We start from the raw sequence: 16,946 nt of genomic DNA on the forward strand, positions 1-16,946 counted from the left end.
GGATCACTGCGCGGCCTCCCCGACATCGCCGCTCGGGCTGACCACGCTGCCATCGGCCAGGCCTTCCTGCTGCAGGCTGGGCAGGATGCGGTCGCCGGGTGCCAGGCCGTTTTTCACTTCACTCCAGCGCCAGTTGGCGAGGCCGATCTCCACCTTCTGCTCACGCAAGTGCCCGTTGCTGGGGTCGTAGCGCAGCACCTTGCCACCTTCTAGCAGGCTTTCCGTCGGCACCCGCAGGGTCTGCTCACGCTGCGCCAGGAGGATTTCCACATCGGCGCTGTAACCGCTGAGCAGCAACAGGTCCGCCGGCACCCGCGCGAACGCGACTTCCACATCCACCGTGCGCGCCTGTTTTTCCAGCTCACGGACGAACGGTGCAATCCGGGTCACCCGGCCCTCGAAACTCTGCCCCCGGAAGGCATCCAGGGTGATGCGCACCGGCATGCCCGGCCGCACCAGGGCGGCGTCCACTTCGTCGATGGGCGCTTCGACGTAGAGGCACTGGTCATCGATCAGGTCCACCGCCGGCGGGGTCGGGATGCCCGGCGGCGAGGGCGTCACCACCTCGCCCAGTTCGCCGTTGATCTCCGCGACGATGCCGGCGAAGGGTGCGCGCAGGGTGGCCTGGTCCAGCTGCGCCATCTGCAGGTCGAGGCTGGCGGCGGCTTCGCGGATCTTCGCCTCGCCACCACTGCACAGCAGTTCGGATAGCCGGGCGCGGGTGACGCTCTGGTCCAGCAGGTCCTCGGAGGCCAGCTTGCGTTCGGCCAGGCGTTCCAGCCGTTGCTGGTCACGCTGATCCTGGCTGGCCTGGCGGCAGCTCTGCTCACGCAGGTTGCGCTGGGCATCGAGCCGCGCACGGGCTTCGTCCACCCGTGCCAGCAAGTCATCCTGGCGAAGGCGCATCAGCACGTCGCCGGCCTGTACGCGCTGCCCGGCATGGATCAGCAACTCGCTGACCTGGCCGCCGGTCTTGAAGGACAGATGGGCACGCCGGCACGCCTTAACCGTCCCCGCCCGGGTGTTGGCCACCAGTGTCTCCACTTCGCCCTTGGTCACTTCCACCAGCTGTACCGGCACGGGTTCGGGTCGCGCCCAGAATCCCAGCAGCATCGCCAGAGAAGCAAAAATGGGAATAATTATCAGTAGCTTGCGCATGGCATCGGCTCCACTTGCGAGCGGGTAAGCAGAGTCTAGGTGCGCCTCCGACGGCTCTTTTCAGCACCAACGTGCCGGCTTCCCCCGCTTCTGGGGGAGGACCGCTCATAAATGAAGACCTTAGCGACGCAATGCCTCAGCCCTCGCCGTCCAGGGTCTCTGACCACCCATGTCAAAATGCCGACAAATGGACCAGTCACTTGCGGACGCAAAATCATGACTCGTCAAAATAAGGTCATTCGCAACCTGAACAGGCTGCTTCTGGTCGAATGACGGGAAAGCCCTTGCCACCTCTGCCAAGCTATTCGGAATAGCAGGTGGCGCCCGGCCCCCGACAGCACAGCAAGCGGAGATTGCGATGTACGACGAAACCCTGCCCACCGTGGAACAGCTGGAGGTGGATGAACTGGTCTGCTGGCGGGTACATACCCGTCATGCCGAACTTCTGGTGGCCCAGCAAGGCGCCCAGGTATTGAGCTACCAGCCCCATGGCGAGGAGCCCGTGATCTGGCTGAGCGGCGAGGCGGATTACAGGAAAGGCCAGGCCGTGCGTGGTGGCGTACCGGTGTGCTGGCCCTGGTTTGGTGACCTGCGCCGCAACCCGGCCGAGGTCCAGGGCATGCACGAGGGCGGCCCGATCTGCCCGGCCCACGGCCTGGTGCGCGAACGCGACTGGCAGTTGCTGGGCATCGACAGCGACGGCCCTGCCGTACACCTGGAGTTCGCCCTGGATACCCGCGCCGAGCCCCTGCCCGGCTGGCCCCATGCCGCAGAACTCAAGCTTTCCATCGTGCTCGATGAGCAGCTGCAGCTGACGCTTTCCAGCCGCAACACGGATGACGTTCCGCAGGCCCTGAGCCAGGCGCTGCACAGCTATTTCGCCGTCAGCGACGTCCGCGAGGTTGAAGTCGAAGGCCTGGGCGGTTGCCGCTACATCGAGACGCTGGAGAACTGGCAACTGCGCCAGCAGGACGGAAATATCGCCTTCACCGGCGAAACCGACCGCATCTACCTGGAAACGCCGAGCCGCATGGCCATTCTCGACCGCGCCTGGAAACGCCGCATCCAGCTGGACGTGGAGAACTCGGCCTCCGCCGTGGTGTGGAACCCCTGGACCGACAAGGCCCGGCGCCTTTCGCAATTCTCTGGCGACGCCTGGCCAGGGATGCTCTGCATCGAGACTGCGCGGGTGATGAACGACTGCGTGGTGCTCAAGCCGGGTGAAGAGCAGAAGATGACGGTGCGCATCGCCAGCCTGCCGCTGTAACCCTGTGGGGGCGAACTCACTGGCGATGTGTAGGAGCTAGCTTGCTAGCGAAAAAGGGCCATTCGCTGGCAAGCCAGCTCCTACAGGCAATGCAGCCTCGTCGACCTACAGATCGCTCTCTTCCACCAATCGCACGCTACCGGCGTCCATGGCATAGGCGGCGTCAGCCAGGTCGTTGCTGACCTTCTCGACCTTGAGCGTGCCGTCGACCCAGATGGGCGCGTAGATGTCGTCGAGCTGGATGCCCTCGGGGTAGCGCACCAGCACGATCTGGTTGGGCGGCGGCGGTGGGACGTGGATGCAGGCGCCGGGGTAAGGCACCAGGAAGAACAGCGTACTGCGGCCATTGGCATTGCTTTCCAGGGGCACCGGATAGCCGCCGATATGGATCGTCTTGCCATTCAGCGCGGCCACCGTCTTGGCGGAGTACATCACTGCGGGCAGGTCCTTCTGCTGCTTGAGGCCGCCCTTCTGGTCGAAGTTGCCGTCGGCCTCGGGGCTGTCGTGGCTGATATCCGGCATCTCTTCCAGCGCCTTGCGGTCCTCCGGCGGCATCAGTTCGAGCCAGTCGGTTTCGGGAAGTTCGGCACGGGCGAGGGTGCAGCAGAACAGCAACAGTAGGCAGGCGAGACGGCGCATGGGGGACTCTTCAACGCATGGGGCGGGAACATCAGGCGCTAAGACTAACTGCGCGGGAAAGCGGTTCCCAGCCCCATCGAATGCAGGACTAGCTCTTACGCACCAGACCGTAAATCACCAGCAGCACCACCGCGCCAATCACCGCGCCGATGAAGCCCGCTACTTGCCCGGCCTGGTAGATGCCAACAGCCTGGCCACCGTAGGTCGCCAGCAGCGAACCGCCGATACCAAGCAGGATGGTCATAATCCACCCCATGGCGTCGTCGCCAGGTTTGATGAAGCGTGCAATCAGGCCAACGATCAGCCCGATGATGATGGTCCCGATGATGCCCATGTCATGCCCTCCGAAGGTAGTTGAGGCATGCCTGAGCCTAGATGCACCTGAGAATGCTTGCCATCGACCGCCCCAACGGGGCGGCCGGATGGACGTCAGGACTTGACGATCAGCGCTTCCACCGCCGCGATCTGGCGATCGAGGGTGGCGCGGTCCGCGCAGCGCAGGGTGGCGTGGCCCACCTTGCGGCCGGCCTTGAAGGCCTTGCCGTAGTGATGCAGGTGGCAGTCGGCGATAGAAACAGCCTTATCCACAGCCGGAACTTCGCCGATGAAGTTGAGCATGGCGCTTTCGCCCAGCTTGGCGGTCGAGCCCAGCGGCAGGCCGGCGACGGCACGCAGGTGGTTCTCGAACTGGCTGCACTCGGCGCCTTCGATGGTCCAGTGGCCGGAGTTGTGCACGCGCGGGGCGATCTCGTTGGCCTTCAGGCCGCCGTCCACCTCGAAGAACTCGAAAGCCAGCACGCCGACGTAATCCAGCTTCGTCAGCACGCGACCGACGTAGTCTTCGGCCAGGGCTTGCAGCGGATGGTCGGTACTGGCGATGGACAGGCGCAGGATGCCGTTCTCGTGAGTGTTGTGCACCAGCGGGTAGAAGCGGGTTTCGCCATCGCGGGCACGCACTGCCACCAGCGAGACTTCGCCAGTGAAGGGCACGAAGCCCTCGAGGATGCAGGGCACGCTGCCCAGTTCGGCGAAGGCGCCAGTCACGTCTTCCGGCTTGCGCAGGACCTTCTGGCCCTTGCCGTCGTAACCCAGGGTGCGGGTCTTGAGTACGGCAGGCAGGCCGATGCTGGCGGCTGCGGCGTCGAGATCGGCCTGGGACTGGATGTCGGCGAATTCTGGAGTGGGGATGCCGAGGTCCTTGAACATCGACTTCTCGAACCAGCGATCGCGGGCGATGCGCAGGGCCTCGGCACTCGGGTAGACCGGCACGAACTGCGAGAGGAACGCCACGGTCTCGGCCGGCACGCTCTCGAACTCGAAGGTCACCAGGTCCACTTCATCGGCCAGCTGGCGCAGATGGTCCTGGTCGCCGTAGTCGGCGCGGATGTGCTCGCCGAGAGCCTGGGCGCAGGCATCCGGTGCGGGGTCGAGGAAGGCGAAGTTCATGCCCAGCGGGGTGCCCGCCAGGGCCATCATGCGACCCAGCTGGCCGCCACCGATAACGCCGATCTTCATGGGTCAGGCCTCACGCGGGTCCGGGTTGTCCAGGACCATGTCGGTCTGCTCGCGGCGGAAATCCTTCAGCGCCACGTGGTATTTCGGGTATTTGCCGCCGAGGATGCTCGCAGCCAGCAGGGCCGCGTTGATCGCACCGGCCTTGCCGATGGCCAGGGTGGCGACCGGGATGCCGGCGGGCATCTGCACGATGGACAGCAGGGAGTCGACGCCCGAGAGCATGGACGACTGCACCGGCACACCGAGCACCGGCAGATGGGTCTTCGCAGCGCACATGCCCGGCAGGTGGGCGGCACCGCCGGCACCGGCGATGATCACCTCGATGCCACGGCCTTCGGCTTCTTCGGCGTACTGGAACAGCAGGTCCGGAGTGCGGTGGGCGGAAACCACCTTCACTTCATAGGGAATGCCCAGCTTTTCCAGCATGTCGGTGGTGTGGCTGAGGGTGCTCCAATCGGACTTGGAGCCCATGATCACGCCTACCAGTGCGCTCATCGTCGTGCCTCATCAAAGTGCGCCAGTTGGCGCGACCAAAAAACAACAAGCCACGCAATGGCGTGGCTTGTCTGCGATGTGGGGCCGGGCAGCGGGGCGCGCTGCCGGCCGAAGGCCGCGCAGTATAACGCAAAGCCACGTCTGGCGTGCATTTGCCCTTACCACTCGTCCAGAGCCGAAGCCGGAGAGCCCGAACGCGGCTAAACCTTGCTCCAGCGCAATGTCCGTCGGAGATGGCGGCGCAGAATCGGACATCTTTTCCAAGGAGGTGAATGCCATGAACCAGACCATGAAAGCCGCGGTTGTCCACGCCTTCGGCGAGCCGCTACGGATCGAGGAAGTCAAGGTTCCCCTGCCCGGCCCCGGGCAAATCCTGGTGAAGATCGAAGCCTCGGGCGTCTGCCACACCGACCTGCACGCCGCCGAAGGCGACTGGCCGGTGAAACCGAGCCTGCCCTTCATCCCCGGCCACGAAGGCGTGGGCTATGTCGCAGCGGTGGGCACAGGGGTCACTCGCGTCAAAGAGGGCGACCGCGTCGGCGTGCCCTGGCTCTACACCGCTTGTGGCTGCTGCGAGCACTGCCTGACCGGCTGGGAAACCCTCTGCGAAAGCCAGCAGAACACGGGCTACTCGGTGAACGGCGGCTACGCCGAGTATGTGCTGGCTGACCCGAACTTCGTCGGCATCCTGCCGAAAAACGTCGAATTTGCCGAGATCGCGCCGATCCTTTGTGCCGGCGTCACCGTCTACAAGGGCCTGAAGGTTACGGGTGCGCGGCCCGGCCAATGGGTGGCGATTTCCGGTATCGGCGGTCTCGGCCATGTGGCGGTCCAGTACGCCCGCGCCATGGGGCTGCACGTCGCTGCCGTGGATGTGGATGACACCAAGCTCGAACTGGCGCGCAAGCTCGGCGCCAGCCTGGTCATCAACGCCCTCGACGAGAACCCCGCCGAGGTGATTCAGCGGGACATCGGCGGCGCCCACGGCGTGCTGGTCACCGCCGTCTCCAACAGCGCCTTCGGCCAGGGCATCGGCATGGCCCGGCGCGGCGGCACCGTGGCCCTGGTGGGCCTGCCGCCGGGCGACTTCCCGACGCCGATCTTCGATGTGGTGTTGAAAGCCATCAGCATCACCGGCTCCATCGTCGGCACCCGCGCCGACCTGCAGGAAGCCCTGGACTTCGCCGGCGAAGGCCTGGTCAAGGCCACCATCCACCGCGACAAGCTGGACAACATCAACGGCATCTTCGAACAGATGCGCGCCGGAAAGATCGAAGGGCGCATCGTCGTCGAAATCTGACCCCTCTCCTCCCTCGATGACCCATTACAGCGTGCGGCCCAGCTGCACACCGTAATGGGTCTACTTCGCAAGCCTGTCCTCGGACAAGTGCAAGTCCCCGTCCTGGCATAGCGCCCCTTACATCCATCTCAGAATTTACTTACCACCACAACATACGACCGCCGGCATAAAAACTTTCCTGCGCATTTAATACTCCCCCGCATTCGCTTACCTCTAACCCCAGGCAATTGAAAAGCCCGAGCCCGGCGCCTTACACCCCGAAACAATGAATAAAACAAAGATATACGAAATCAAGGAAAAACCGTATTCAGATCCTTAAATAATACAAACCCCATATAAAACTAAGACTGCAGAAAATGACAACTTCCAAGACCATCACTTCCTTAATAGCTGTTCTACTTGCATTACTGAGCAATAACGCCTGTGCAGACATCAGCTTCGACGGATATACACGTTTCATTTTCGAAGGCAGCCATAAGCAACTGACCTTCAATGTCGTCAATGAAGCCAATGAAGCGGCACTGGTGCAAGTAACACTCGACTGGGGAGAAAAGCCGAGTTCGGCCCACGTACCCATGGCCTTGTCTCGACCATTGCTGGTGGTCCCGGCCAAGGGCAAAGCCTCTGTGGATATTCTTTACGAAGGCACAGGCCTGCCCGACAACCAGGAGTCCTTCTTCCTGCTGAGTGTGTTGGAAGTTCCGAAAGAGCCACCCGAGGAAAATGTTGCCCAGATTACCCTGCAACATAACCTGAAGCTGTTCTACCGCCCCCACTTCAGCGAATCCCGTGAAGAGGCAGTCGAGAAACTTCGCTGGACCCGGGCAAACGGCGACGCCCCCGCACAATTGCAAGCGAACAATGACTCGCCGTACTACCTGACGCTCACGGAGACCGCGCTACTTGACGAGCAGGGACAACCTTGTGGAACCCCGGTCAATCATCTGATGGTGGCGCCGTTCAGCACCTTCGACCTTGCCATCCCTGACTGTACCGAGCCGCCGAGCCAACTCTCCTATCAAGTGATCAGCGATGGGGGTGCTGCACACCAACGAAAGTACGACCTGACTCCAAATAAAGCCGCTCAACAACAATGACCAAATTCTTTTTTCTCTCAATTAACAAAACTATGGAAGTCTAACTCCATGAAAATAAAGCAATTGCCACTGGTCTACCTGACGTTTTTCCTGAGCATCCCAAACAGCTACGCAATGATTTGCCAGAAGTATTCTTCCGGCACCATCAATGACTCGGTCTCGCTCAATTTGCTTCCGGCAATTCCCAGCACACTGCCTAAAGGCACTATTCTCTGGCGACAACCCAGAGAAACCGTCACCGTGGAGTGCTGGGTAGACATAAATGGACGTCCTGGTGAAGCAATCTATATATACACGAATCCACGCAATGAAGATTTGGGCAAAGAAATCGAGGCCGGAATAACTTACCAAGGCAAAGACTATCTTTTTTCGTCGCTTGTAAATGGAAGGCTGAATATTGGCTGGTCTGTCAGCGGTTGCGCCGAGGGTGATACCTGTGGCTGGAAGAAGGAGAAAAAAACCTTGGCCTATTCAGTATTTTTCGCGAAGAAATCCCCTCCCGCTGAAAACAAGGAAGGGTTTCTTGTACCCACCCACTATAGTTACCCAGCATTCCAAATTGACGGTAACTCCGGAGTTCGCCCAGGCAAAAGTTACAACGTCAGCATCACCGGTATTATGTACGCTTTCAAATACATGCCTTGTGCGTCGACCTTCAGCATATCGCCAAGCACCATCGACTTCGGACCAATCAGCACCTCCGGAGCCAAGGCCGGCGCCACGATCGAGGAGGCCCCCTTCACCATCACTGAGCAGCGGTCATGTGACGCCGTTTACGGCATCAGTGGCAATCTGCAACCTTTGACCGCAACGTTGTCGTCAGACGCGGAGACCCTCATACCAACCGACAACGACTCCGTGGGCATCACTATCCTCGACGCCAGCGACCAGACGGTGATCCCTTTCAATCGGGAATTCGTACTGTCGCCCACAGGCAGCAGCTTTCAGTCCAACTCGCGGGAATTCCTGGCACGCCTGAAGTGGATGGACGCAACGCCTAAACTCGGACGCTTCAATGCTGGTGCGACTTTGAATATCTACTACCGATAGCCTGCCTCGCGCAGCAGCATTCAGCCCTCTCCACCCACCCCGCCTTCCAGCTTGCGCCACAGCAGGCGGATCGCTGCCTTGCGCACCAGGGCACAGCGGTACAGGCGGATTTCCAGCGGCACGTGCCACTGGCTGCCGCCACAGATCACCAGGTCACCACGGGCCAGCTCGGCCTGGGCGCTGAAGCGCGGCACCCAGGCCACCCCCAACCCCTGCAATGCCATGCTCTTCAGGCTGTCGGCCATGGCGGTTTCATACACCGTGGTCGAGCGCAGCGCGCGCTGGCGCAGCAAAATGTTCACGGAGCGGCCGAGGAAGGCGCCGGCGCTGTAGGCCAGGAGCGGCACGCTCTGGCCGCTGTCCAGCTCGAAGAGCGGTTTGCCGCTGGCGTCCACCGCGCAGACCGGCAACATTTCGGTTCGTCCCAGGTTCATCGAGGGGAAGATTTCCGGGTCCATCTGCAGCGCGGCATCCGGGTCGTAGAAGGCCAGGATCAGGTCGCAGCCACCCTCACGCAGCGAATGCACGGCCTCGCCGACGTTGGTGGCGATCAGCCGGCTGGCGATATTCAGGCCGTCCGCCCGCAGCCGCGCGATCCACTGTGGGAAAAAGCCCAGCGCCAGCGAGTGCGCGGCGGCGAACTGCAGCACCTCGCCCTGCTGGCCTTCCAGGTGATGCAGGTGACGCACCACCTCACCCAGCTGGTCCACCATGCTGCGCGCGGTGACCAGGAACAACTGCCCGGACTCGGTCAGTTCGATGGGGGTGCGCGAGCGGTTGACCAGGGTCAGGCCAAGCGCCGCCTCCAGGCTGCGGATGCGTCGGCTGAACGCCGGTTGGGTCACGAAACGCCGCTCGGCAGCCTGGGAAAAGCTGCGGGTGTTGGCCAGGGCGACAAAGTCTTCCAGCCATTTGGTTTCCAGGTTCATCGTCAGATTCCGAGATGCTCGATTTTGGTGCACACGTTCGCGGCGGAACCCGCGTCACGCGGACATTATGCCGATTGTGCATGACCCAGCGAATAACAGCATTGGCCGACAAACGGCCACAGGCCTAGATTATTGGGCATCGCGGCGCTAGCCGTGTTCCTCCAGAGATGAATGACATCATGTCCTCCGCTGCATCCTTCCGCATCGAAAAAGACCTGCTCGGCACCCTCGAAGTTTCCTCCGAGGCTTACTACGGCATTCAGACCCTGCGCGCGGTTCACAACTTCCGCCTGTCCGGTGTACCGCTGTCGCACTACCCGAAGCTGGTCGTAGCCCTGGCCATGGTCAAGCAGGCCGCCGCCGATGCGAACAAGGAACTCGGCCACCTCAGCGCCGACAAGCACGCCGCCATCAGCGAAGCCTGTGCCCGCCTGATCCGTGGTGACTTCCACGACCAGTTCGTGGTGGACATGATCCAGGGTGGTGCCGGTACTTCCACCAACATGAACGCCAACGAGGTGATCGCCAACATCGCCCTCGAGGCCATGGGCAAGCAGAAGGGTGAGTACAAGTACCTGCACCCGAACAACGACGTGAACATGGCGCAGTCGACCAACGACGCTTACCCGACCGCCATCCGCCTCGGTCTGCTGCTGGGCCACGACGCCCTGCTGGCCAGCCTCGACAGCCTGATCCAGGCCTTCGCCGCCAAGGGTGCCGAGTTCGCCGACGTTCTGAAGATGGGCCGTACCCAGCTGCAGGACGCGGTACCGATGACCCTCGGCCAGGAATTCCATGCCTTCGCCACCACCCTGGGCGAAGACCTCGACCGCCTGCGTCGCCTGGCGCCGGAACTGCTCACCGAAGTGAACCTGGGCGGTACCGCCATCGGCACCGGCATCAACGCTGACCCCGGCTACCAGCACCTCGCCGTCGAGCGCCTCGCCGCCATCAGCGGCCAGCCGCTGAAACCGGCCGCCGACCTGATCGAAGCCACCTCCGACATGGGCGCATTCGTGCTGTTCTCCGGCATGCTCAAGCGCACCGCGGTCAAGCTGTCGAAGATCTGCAATGACTTGCGCCTGCTCTCCAGCGGTCCGCGTACCGGCATCAACGAGATCAACCTGCCGGCGCGCCAGCCGGGCAGCTCGATCATGCCGGGCAAGGTCAACCCGGTTATCCCGGAAGCGGTCAACCAGGTGGCCTTCGAAGTCATCGGTAACGACCTGGCCCTGACCCTGGCAGCCGAAGGCGGCCAGCTGCAGCTGAACGTGATGGAGCCGCTGATCGCCTACAAGATCTTCGACTCGATCCGCCTGCTCCAGCGCGCCATGGACATGCTGCGCGAGCACTGCATCGTCGGCATCACCGCCAACGTCGAGCATTGCCGCCGCCTGATGGAAAACTCCATCGGCCTGATCACCGCGCTGAACCCGTACATCGGTTACGAGAACGCCACCCGCATCGCCAAAGAAGCCCTGGAAAGTGGCCGCGGCGTGCTGGAACTGGTCCGTGAAGAGAAGCTGCTGGACGAGTCCATGCTGGCCGACATCCTCCGCCCGGAAAACATGATCGCCCCGCGCCTCGTGCCGCTGAAGGCCTGATCAGGCAATCGAACTCACCAGGAGGGGCCCTGCCCCTTCATCCTTCAAGGATGGCGCCAGCCATCCTTTTTTTTGCCCAGTAGGAGCGAATTCATTCGCGAAGGGCATCGATCGCGATTGAAATCGCTCCCACAATTGCGCCGCATAGAGCCGTAGGGTGGAAGGCGCTCTTCCATCCACCAACGAACACCGACGGTGGACCGATGAAGCGTGGTCCACCCTACATAAGCCGAACCGCACGCATCGGCAGGATAGGAACAGTGTAGGAGCGAGCTTGCTCGCGAATGGGCCTGGCAGAAAGCTTCGCGAGCAAGCTCGCTCCTACAATCGCCAGGCCTTGCGCAGCGTGCGGATCGCCTCGGCAATCTGCGCTTCCGGCACGGCGGCAAAGCCCAGCACCAGCCCGGCGCGGTTATCCACAGGCTCGACGCTGTTCTCCAGCCAGTACTCGCTGAGCCCATTCAGCTCCACGCCGGCCGTACGGGCAGCGCTTACCAGCTCCTGTTCCCGCGCCAGGCTGTCCACCCGCACGCACAGGTGCAAACCGGCGTCCACCGGCGGCATGGGAGCGCAGCCGGGAATGGCGTCCGGCCAATCACCCAACAGGGCATCGCGACGGGCGCGGGCGGCCAGCCTCATGCGCCGCACATGGCGCTGGAAATGACCGGCAGCGATGAACTCCGCCATCACCGCCTGGGTGCCGATTTCCGAATGGCGCATGTCCAGCGCACGGCGCCGCGCGAAGGATTCGGCCAACGCGGGAGGCAGCACCATGTAGCCCAGGCGCAGTGCGGGGAAGGTGATCTTGCAGAAGGTGCCCACGTAGATCACCCGTCCCTGGCGGTCCAGCGCGGCGAGGGGCGCCAGGGGAATTCCGCTGTAGCGGTATTCGCCGTCGTAGTCGTCCTCGACTATCCAGCCATCGCGGCGCTCGGCCCATTCCAGCAGCTCCAGGCGCCGCGCCAGGGACAGCGTTACACCCGTGGGGTATTGGTGCGACGGCGTGACGTAGACCAGCCGACAGTTATCCACCTGCGCCAGCGCGGCGCTGTCCAGTCCGTCGTTATCCACAGGCACACCGCACAACTCGGCACCCGCCACGGCGAAGGCATGACCCGCCGCGCGATAACCGGGATTCTCGATGGCCACGCGGTCGCCGGGCTGCACCAGTAACTGGGCGCAGAGGCTGATCGCCTGCTGGGCGCCACAGGTGATCACCACTTGCGCCGGATCGCAGGACAGCCCACGGCTGCTGCGCAGGTACGCGGCAATCAGCTCGCGCAGGCTCCAGTCTCCGGCCGGATCGCCATAGCCCAGGCGGGCCGGTGAGGGTTTGCGCCAGAAGCGCGCCTGCAGTCTCGCCCAGGTTTCGAAGGGAAACAGGTCGAAGGCCGGTACGCCGATGCGGAAGGCGCGTGGCGCGCCCGTCACCGGTGGCGGCAGATGATGACTGTGCAGGCGCTCCAGGGCCGGACCCGGTACCGGACCCGTGGGGACCGGCGGCGGTACCGGTCGGGCTGTGGATAAATCCGCCACATAGGTGCCATCGCCTACGCGCCCTTCCACGTATCCCTCGGCGTAAAGCTGGTCGAAGGCACGGGTCACGGTATTGCGCGAGACACCGAGCAGCGCGGCCAGGTCGCGCGTCGCCGGCAAGCGCGTGCGGCTGCCCAGTCGGCCATCGAGAATGCGCTCGCGCAGGGCTTGGTAGAGCTGGCGCGAAAGCCCCTGGGACGGGTCCAGGCGGATGCCGGAAAGGTCGACGGGCAACGGTGGCATATCAGGCATGTGGGGTCTCGATTGGCTCTATCGAACTGGCGCTTATTGGCTCTTACAACAGACCAATATCCTGCCTAGCATGAAGACATTCCGCCAGGAGAAGCCTTCATGTACGTCCCCTCCAGCTTCCGCCAGGATGACCTCGCCGAGCTCCATGCACAGATGCGGGCCACTGGTCTCGCCGTGCTCACCAGTGCCGGGAATAAGGGCCTGATGGCCAGCCACCTGCCCCTGCTGCTGGAAACCGGCGAAGGCGAATTCGGCACGCTCTACGGCCACTTCGCCCGCGCCAATCCGCACTGGCGTGACCTCGCCGAGGGCGCCGAGGCGCTGGTGGTGTTTTCCGGCCCGGACGCCTACGTCACGCCCACCTGGTACCCGGCCAAGGCCGAGCACGGCAAGGTGGTGCCCACCTGGAACTACATCGCCGTGCATGCCTGGGGCCAGGCGGAAGTCTTCGACGATCCCGAGCGCCTGCTGCAACTGGTCAGCCGCCTTAGCGAACGTCATGAATCCGGCCGCCCGCAACCCTGGGCGGTGAGCGATGCCCCGCGCGAGTACCTCGACAGCATGCTCCGCGCCATCGTCGGCTTCGCCCTGCCCATCCGCCGCCTGGAAGGCAAATGGAAGCTCGGCCAGAACCGCTCGGCCGCCGACCAGGCCGGCGTTCGCGAGGGCCTGAATGCCTCATCCAGCCCGCGTGACCGTGAACTGGCCGCGCGCATGACTCTGATCGACTGACCCACTACAGGAAGGAATCCAATGTCGCTTGAAATCCGCCCGCTCTGCGCCGCCGACTACGCTGCCTGGCTGCCGCTCTGGCAGGGCTACCAGCGCTTCTACAAGACAGAAATCCCCGCCGAGACCACCGCCGTCACCTGGCAGCGCTTCCTCGATCCGGCCGAACCCATGCATGCGGCCGTGGCCTGGCAGGACGGCAAGGCGGTGGGCATGGTGCATTTCATCTACCACCGCAGTTGCTGGACCACCGGCGACTACTGCTACCTGCAGGACCTCTATGTGGCCGAAGGCCTGCGTGGCGGCGGCATCGGCCGCCAGCTGATCGAGCACGTTTATGCACAGGCACGCACCGCCGGTATCTCGCGCGTGCACTGGCTGACTCACGAAACCAATACCGACGCCATGCAGCTCTATGACCGCATCGCCGACCGTTCCGGCTTCGTTCAGTACCGCAAGATCCTCTGACGGGAGAGCACCATGAGCAACCAGGACCTGAGCCACTGGCAACCCCGCCCCGCTCCCGACCACTCCCCGCTGACCGGCCGCTTCGTCCGCCTGGAAGCACTGGATACCGCTCGCCACGGCGATGACCTCTGGGAAGCCCTGCAAGGCCCCGACCCGGCGCTGTGGGATTACCTGCCCTACGGCCCCTTCGCCAGCCGCGAGCCCTTCAACACCTGGCTGGCCGGCAATGCCGCCAGCCGCGATCCGCTGTTCTACACCGTCATCGACCTCGCCAGCGGCCGCGCCCTCGGGGTGCTCAGCTACCTGCGTATCGCCCCGAAGGACGGCGCCATCGAGATTGGTCACATCGCCTTCGGCAAGGCCATGCAGCGCACGCCGGGTTCTACCGAAGCGGTGTGGCTGCTGGCCCACCACGCCTTCGACGATCTCGGCTACCGCCGCCTGGAATGGAAGTGCAACGCGCGGAACGCCCGCTCGATGCGCGCCGCCGAGCGTCTTGGCTTCCGCTATGAAGGGCTGTTCCGCCAACACATGATCGTCAAGGGCGAGAACCGCGACACCGCGTGGTTTTCCATCATCGACGGCGAATGGCCGACGTGCCGGGAGGCCTTCGAGCGCTGGCTGTCTGTGGATAACTTCGATGGAGAGGGGCAGCAGAAGCGGCGGCTGGAGGAACTGCGCAACTGAAATATCCACTAGATTCGTTTGCACCGTAGCGACGCGATACCTATCACGCCGAATCGATGGGTTTCGCAAGCTCAACCCATCCTACGAAGAGCGCGAATAAACTCGCCCTTGCATCCAGCTCACTCGATCTCGAACAAACCGTTCTTGAGCGGCGCCACATCCAGGCGCTGGCGCACGTCATCGTCGATACGCGGGTCGTCGGGGCGGTAGAGCTTCACCTGGCGGTAGGCGGCGACGCGGTTGATCTCCGGGCCGAGGAACTCCCAGACCACGCGGGTGCAGGCGGGGTTGCGCCGGTCGCCGCTGGAGACGCCGGTCTTCAGGCCGTTGAGACGGGTGATGCGGCTCTTGTAGCTGGGGATGAGGATGGTCTGGCTCATCTCATTCAAGGTGAGCGATTCGTAGTCCATCAGGAACAGCCGGTCCTGCAACTGGAAAGCCGCGCCCAGATAGCGGCAGCGCACCCAGTCTTCAGCTTGTACGGCGGTGTTGGTGGAGCGCTCCTGGCGTTCCTGGCGCTCGAAGAGGAAGTTGCCGTCCTCTTCCCACAGGTGCACCAGCGACAGGAGGATGGTGCCCGGCACCGACATGCAATTGGAGTATTCGAAGTAATAGCCGCAGTAGCGCGACAGGTTGCCCGACTGATCTCGCAAGGGCGCCAGCAGTTCCAGCAGCGGGTCGCTGCGGGTGTCGCCAGCCTGGCCGGCGGGACGAGTGCCCAGGAGGCGAGCGAACGCCTCGGGAGGCAAGCCGAGCTCGTAGTCCTCGACACCGAAGAAATCGCAGATGCGCTTAAGGTTGTAGGGCGTCGGTCGGCTCTGGCCACTGAGGTACTTGTTGAACTGCGCGCGATTGATACCCAGCTTGCGGCAAACCTCCGCAATAGAGCGGTAGTGCCCGCAGAGAAGTTTCAGATTGTTGCCGAGATATTCCGCCATTCCGCCGGCCTGCCTGATGCGAGTGGCGCGATTCTAGCATCAAGTCGCGCCATGTCGAATACAGCCGCGAAATTGTCTGATATGTCGCATTCCCCCACCCTGCGCGCCACGGCCGAGCCCTGCCCGCTCGAAGCCGTTCCCATCACGCGAACAATAAGAATCGAGGTCTCACTCATGCTTGAAGTGATCAACGATTTCCTCTCGGGGAAAGTGCTCATCGTCCTTATCGTAGGACTCGGCACCTATTTCACCCTCCGCTCCCGCTTCGTCCAGTTCCGCCATTTCGGCCACATGTTCAGCGTTTTCAAGGATTCCATCCGTGGCACTGCCGGTCAGTTGAGCTCCTTCCAGGCCCTGATGCTGAGCCTCGCCGGCCGCGTCGGCGCCGGTAACATCGCCGGTGTCGGCCTGGCCGTGACCCTCGGTGGCCCCGGCGCCGTGTTCTGGATGTGGGTCACCGCGCTGGTGGGCATGTCCAGCAGCTTCTTCGAGTGCACCCTGGCCCAGGTCTACAAGCGCGCCGATGGCGATGGCCTGTACCGTGGCGGCCCGTCCTACTACATCCAGCACGGCCTGAAGCTGCGCTGGATGGCGCTGACCTTCGCCGTGCTGCTGCTGGTGACCTACGGCTTCGCCTTCAACGGCCTGCAGGCCTTCACCGTGACCCACTCCCTGGAAAACGCCTTCGACCTGCCGGTGCAGTACACCGGTATCGGCCTGGCCGTGCTCCTGGGCCTGGTGTTCATCGGCGGCATCAAGCGCATCGCCTCGGTGTCCGACCTGCTGGTGCCGGTCAAGACCCTGGCCTACATCGCCGTCACCTGCTACGTGATCATCTCCCAGATCGAGCTGGTGCCGGACATGCTGGTGACCATCGTGAAGAGCGCCTTCGGCCTGGAGCCGGCCTTCGCCGGCCTGCTCGGCAGCGCCATCGTGATGGGTGTGAAGCGCGGCGTGTTCGCCAACGAAGCCGGCCTCGGCAGCGCGCCCAACGTCGCCGCCGTCGCTGCGGTGAAGCACCCGGCCGCCCAGGGCGTGGTGCAGGCGTTCAGCGTCTTCCTCGACACCTTCGTGATCTGCACCTGCACCGCGCTGCTGATCCTGCTGTCCGGTTTCTACACTCCGGGCTTCGAAGGCGACGGCATCGTGCTGACCCAGAACTCCCTGGCCGCGGTGGTCGGTGAATGGGGCCGCGTGTTCATCAGCGTGGCGCTGAGCCTCTTCGTCTTCACCTGCATCCTCTACAACTACTACCTCGGCGAGAACGCCCTGCAGTTCCTGG

The 16,946-nt window shown here is 63.3% G+C and carries 17 protein-coding genes; 9 read left to right on the forward strand and 8 right to left on the reverse strand.

Going from position 1 to position 16,946, the window contains the following annotated elements; genetic code table 11:
- Positions 1-3: 3 nt before the first annotated feature.
- A complete protein-coding gene (locus tag E8E95_RS16195) occupies positions 4-1,158 on the reverse strand; it encodes an efflux RND transporter periplasmic adaptor subunit (protein ID WP_280351845.1) in 1,155 nt (384 codons plus the stop codon).
- A 358-nt stretch (positions 1,159-1,516) separates the two neighbouring features.
- Between E8E95_RS16195 and E8E95_RS16200 the strand changes: the two genes are divergently transcribed.
- Positions 1,517-2,425, forward strand: a complete 909-nt coding sequence (locus tag E8E95_RS16200; protein WP_280351847.1) for a D-hexose-6-phosphate mutarotase — start codon at positions 1,517-1,519, stop codon at positions 2,423-2,425.
- 105 nt (positions 2,426-2,530) lie between these two features.
- Here E8E95_RS16200 and E8E95_RS16205 read toward each other — a convergent pair whose 3' ends face one another.
- The 4 genes from E8E95_RS16205 to purE form a co-directional block, all read right to left on the reverse strand.
- Positions 2,531-3,064, reverse strand: coding sequence for a DUF3299 domain-containing protein (locus E8E95_RS16205; protein ID WP_280351849.1), 534 nt, complete (start codon positions 3,062-3,064; stop codon positions 2,531-2,533).
- Positions 3,065-3,152: 88 nt separating this feature from the next.
- Positions 3,153-3,398: a GlsB/YeaQ/YmgE family stress response membrane protein gene (locus tag E8E95_RS16210; RefSeq protein ID WP_179061370.1), complete on the reverse strand. Its 246-nt coding sequence runs from the start codon at positions 3,396-3,398 to the stop codon at positions 3,153-3,155.
- A 95-nt stretch (positions 3,399-3,493) separates the two neighbouring features.
- The gene (locus E8E95_RS16215) at positions 3,494-4,579 is read right to left on the reverse strand and encodes a 5-(carboxyamino)imidazole ribonucleotide synthase (protein ID WP_179061371.1); all 1,086 of its coding nucleotides are present in this window, start codon (positions 4,577-4,579) and stop codon (positions 3,494-3,496) included.
- 3 nt (positions 4,580-4,582) lie between these two features.
- Positions 4,583-5,074 carry a 5-(carboxyamino)imidazole ribonucleotide mutase gene (gene purE / locus E8E95_RS16220; protein WP_077524410.1) on the reverse strand — a complete coding sequence of 164 codons (492 nt, stop codon included), beginning with the start codon at positions 5,072-5,074 and terminating at the stop codon, positions 4,583-4,585.
- 277 nt (positions 5,075-5,351) lie between these two features.
- Here purE and adhP point away from each other — a divergent pair, with 277 nt between their 5' ends.
- The 3 genes from adhP to E8E95_RS16235 all read left to right on the forward strand — a co-directional run bounded on the left by adhP (position 5,352) and on the right by E8E95_RS16235 (position 8,521).
- On the forward strand, positions 5,352-6,374 hold the full coding sequence (gene adhP / locus E8E95_RS16225) for an alcohol dehydrogenase AdhP (protein ID WP_280351855.1): 1,023 nt from the start codon (positions 5,352-5,354) through the stop codon (positions 6,372-6,374).
- Between the two features lie 356 nt (positions 6,375-6,730).
- Positions 6,731-7,471: a molecular chaperone gene (locus tag E8E95_RS16230; protein ID WP_280351857.1), complete on the forward strand. Its 741-nt coding sequence runs from the start codon at positions 6,731-6,733 to the stop codon at positions 7,469-7,471.
- A 48-nt stretch (positions 7,472-7,519) separates the two neighbouring features.
- The gene (locus E8E95_RS16235; RefSeq protein WP_280351859.1) at positions 7,520-8,521 is read left to right on the forward strand and encodes a fimbrial protein; all 1,002 of its coding nucleotides are present in this window, start codon (positions 7,520-7,522) and stop codon (positions 8,519-8,521) included.
- Positions 8,522-8,541: 20 nt separating this feature from the next.
- Here the strand turns inward: E8E95_RS16235 and E8E95_RS16240 are convergent, their stop codons facing one another.
- Positions 8,542-9,450: a LysR substrate-binding domain-containing protein gene (locus E8E95_RS16240; protein WP_190829115.1), complete on the reverse strand. Its 909-nt coding sequence runs from the start codon at positions 9,448-9,450 to the stop codon at positions 8,542-8,544.
- 179 nt (positions 9,451-9,629) lie between these two features.
- Here E8E95_RS16240 and E8E95_RS16245 point away from each other — a divergent pair, with 179 nt between their 5' ends.
- The gene (locus E8E95_RS16245) at positions 9,630-11,054 is read left to right on the forward strand and encodes an aspartate ammonia-lyase (protein WP_179061374.1); all 1,425 of its coding nucleotides are present in this window, start codon (positions 9,630-9,632) and stop codon (positions 11,052-11,054) included.
- Between the two features lie 321 nt (positions 11,055-11,375).
- On the opposite strand, the gene E8E95_RS16250 is transcribed toward E8E95_RS16245, so the two are convergent.
- On the reverse strand, positions 11,376-12,842 hold the full coding sequence (locus E8E95_RS16250) for a PLP-dependent aminotransferase family protein (RefSeq protein WP_280351865.1): 1,467 nt from the start codon (positions 12,840-12,842) through the stop codon (positions 11,376-11,378).
- A 99-nt stretch (positions 12,843-12,941) separates the two neighbouring features.
- Between E8E95_RS16250 and E8E95_RS16255 the strand changes: the two genes are divergently transcribed.
- The 3 genes from E8E95_RS16255 to E8E95_RS16265 are packed head-to-tail and all read left to right on the forward strand — an operon-like array spanning position 12,942 to position 14,726.
- A complete protein-coding gene (locus tag E8E95_RS16255) occupies positions 12,942-13,574 on the forward strand; it encodes an FMN-binding negative transcriptional regulator (RefSeq protein ID WP_280351867.1) in 633 nt (210 codons plus the stop codon).
- A 21-nt stretch (positions 13,575-13,595) separates the two neighbouring features.
- Entirely contained in the window at positions 13,596-14,039 is a 444-nt protein-coding gene (locus E8E95_RS16260; protein ID WP_280351869.1) for a GNAT family N-acetyltransferase, read from the forward strand.
- Between the two features lie 12 nt (positions 14,040-14,051).
- Positions 14,052-14,726, forward strand: coding sequence for a GNAT family protein (locus E8E95_RS16265; protein WP_280351871.1), 675 nt, complete (start codon positions 14,052-14,054; stop codon positions 14,724-14,726).
- Between the two features lie 119 nt (positions 14,727-14,845).
- On the opposite strand, the gene E8E95_RS16270 is transcribed toward E8E95_RS16265, so the two are convergent.
- The gene (locus E8E95_RS16270; RefSeq protein WP_280351873.1) at positions 14,846-15,664 is read right to left on the reverse strand and encodes a helix-turn-helix transcriptional regulator; all 819 of its coding nucleotides are present in this window, start codon (positions 15,662-15,664) and stop codon (positions 14,846-14,848) included.
- Between the two features lie 174 nt (positions 15,665-15,838).
- On the opposite strand from E8E95_RS16270, the gene E8E95_RS16275 reads away from it, so the two are divergent.
- Positions 15,839-16,946 (forward strand): sodium:alanine symporter family protein (locus tag E8E95_RS16275; protein ID WP_280351875.1); only part of this gene is annotated, 1,108 nt, incomplete at its 3' end.

This window comes from Pseudomonas sp. BN414 (assembly GCF_029871275.1).
Taxonomy (GTDB): domain Bacteria; phylum Pseudomonadota; class Gammaproteobacteria; order Pseudomonadales; family Pseudomonadaceae; genus Metapseudomonas; species Metapseudomonas resinovorans_C.